Genomic DNA, 2,409 nt, shown 5'->3' on the forward strand with positions numbered 1-2,409 from the left:
CAGGGCATCTGACAGTTTATTTTCGACTTCTCGCGCGATTCCCTGCCAATGCTCGGGGTCGGCCAGCCAATCGGGACGATTTGCCACAAAGGTCCAGGTCCGGATTTGCGCGATCCGGCCCGATAATGTGTCGATATCGCCGGTAACGCGGTCGGCCTGGTCGACCTGGGCGGCGAACCAGGCATCCGGGATTCGGCCCTTCTTCATCAGGAAACCGAACAGGGTCGTCACCAGTTCCGCATGCGCCGCCGGCGCGATCTTGCGGTAGTCCGGAATCTGGCAGGCGTCCCACAGCCGCTCGACCGCGGCAGCGCCCTGCGCCATCTCGCGCACATCGGCGTCGCGCGCGGCGTGATCGAGCACGCGCAAATCCTCGGCGATCGGCGCCCGCGTCAGCGCCTCATGGGTCGGCGACAGCGCCAGCGACACTTGCAGGCTGCCGAGCGAGGAGAAATCCAGCTTCGAATTGCGCCATTGCAGCACTTTTACACTCTCGAAGGTGTGATTCTGCAGCGCATTGACCAGTTCCGGCTCGAACGGCGCACAGCGCGCGGTGGTCCCGAACGTGCCGTCGCGGGTGGCGCGACCGGCGCGGCCGGCGATCTGTGCGAATTCCGACGGGTTGAGCCGGCGGAACTGGTAGCCGTCATATTTGCGGTCGGAGGCGAAGGCGACGTGATCGACGTCGAGGTTGAGGCCCATGCCGACGGCGTCGGTTGCCACCAGATAATCGACGTCGCCGGACTGGAACATCGCCACCTGGGCGTTGCGGGTGCGTGGGCTGAGCGAGCCCAGTACCACGGCGGCGCCGCCATGCTGGCGTTTGATCAGTTCGGCGATGGCGTAGACCTCGTCGGCCGAGAACGCGACGATCGCGGTGCGCCGCGGCTGCCTCGTCAATTTGCGGTCGCCGGAGAATTCCAGCTGCGACAGCCGCGGCCGGGTGACGATGGAGGCGCCGGGCAGCAGCCGCTCGATGATCGGGCGCATGGTGGCGGCGCCGAGCAGCAGCGTCTCGTCGCGGCCGCGCCGATGCAGGATGCGGTCGGTGAAGACATGGCCGCGCTCCAGATCGGCCGCGATCTGGATTTCATCGACCGCGAGAAACGAGACGTCGAGATCCCTGGGCATCGCCTCCACGGTGGAGACCCAGTAGCGTGCCTTCGGCGGCTTTATCTTTTCCTCGCCGGTTATCAGCGCCACCAGATCGACGCCGACCCGGTCGACGATCTTGTTGTAGACCTCGCGCGCGAGCAGGCGCAGCGGCAGGCCGATCACCCCGGAGGAATGCGCCACCATCCGCTCGATCGCGAGGTGAGTCTTGCCGGTGTTGGTCGGCCCGAGCACCGCGGTGACGCCGGCGCCGGGAGCGCGGTCTTGCGCCGATGAGGACGAGAATGTCGAAAAGGCCATATTTTATTGAGTTTCCGCGTCGCCGGCTTTTTGGGAATTGTTTCATAATGCGACGCCTTGCAGTCGCGGCTTAAGTTCTGGAACGAGTCCGGAACGAATCGCGCCCGAATCGCTGACTCACTCCGGATGTCGTTACGTTCACCGCAACATCCCGGCACAACACCTCACAGCTGCACTAGATCAAGTTTGGCGCGGGGCGACAAGCGAGCGAATGGCGGTCGAATCCTTACAGCGCTGGAGAACACGGAGTCGAATCAGAAGCGAGCAAGAGTCAATGGGGATTCGCGATGAACTTCCCCTCTCCCCTTGTGGGAGAGGGTGGATCGAATGCGCTCGCGCATTCGAGACGGGTGAGGGGTCTGTCTCCGCGGATAGAGACCCCTCATCCGGCGCGCTGCGCGCGCCACCTTCTCCCACAAGGGGAGAAGGGAAGAAGTGTCCTCCCTACTGCGTCTTCGCGACCCGCGGCGGCGTCGCTGACGTGATGAACTGGGTGGCCTCCAGCAGAGCGGGGCCGAGCGGGGTCGGGATCTTCATCCAGAACGGCACCAGGACGCGGGTTCCCGCGATCGGTGCGAACGCGATCTCGATATTGCGCTGGGCGGCGAGGTATTTGATGACCGGGCGGTCCGGGATGTAGCCGGCGACCGGTGTGAAATACACCGCGCAAACCAGCACGGGGCCATGATAGCCCTTCTCCGCCTTCACCGTTTCCATGCGCTTGAAGTCGAGCTTCAGGTCGTAGCGCATGCGGCCGTCGAAAATCCCGGCGCTGACCCGGCAGGACTCCGGCGACATCGGATCGCCGGTTCCGGGCACGCGCAGCATCGATCCCGTCATCGGGTCGTAGACGCCGCGGCGATGCGCGTCGGTGACGGGCAGCCGGTCGGCATCGACCGGCGGTTCCGGCTCGATGGCGAATTCCTTGATGGTGCCGCTGCTCAGAACCATGCGGATGGATTCTTTTTTCTTCGAGCTCGTGGTCGACGCCTGATA

Annotated in this window: 2 protein-coding genes; both read right to left on the reverse strand. The window is 64.5% G+C overall.

The window, feature by feature from the left end; translation table 11 throughout:
• Positions 1-1,413 (reverse strand): helicase-related protein (locus Q8N40_RS24490; RefSeq protein WP_305713637.1); only part of this gene is annotated, 1,413 nt, incomplete at its 3' end.
• 444 nt (positions 1,414-1,857) lie between these two features.
• Positions 1,858-2,409 (reverse strand): DUF3108 domain-containing protein (locus Q8N40_RS24495; RefSeq protein WP_305713638.1); only part of this gene is annotated, 552 nt, incomplete at its 5' end.

This window comes from Bradyrhizobium sp. (assembly GCF_030693485.1).
GTDB lineage: Bacteria > Pseudomonadota > Alphaproteobacteria > Rhizobiales > Xanthobacteraceae > Bradyrhizobium.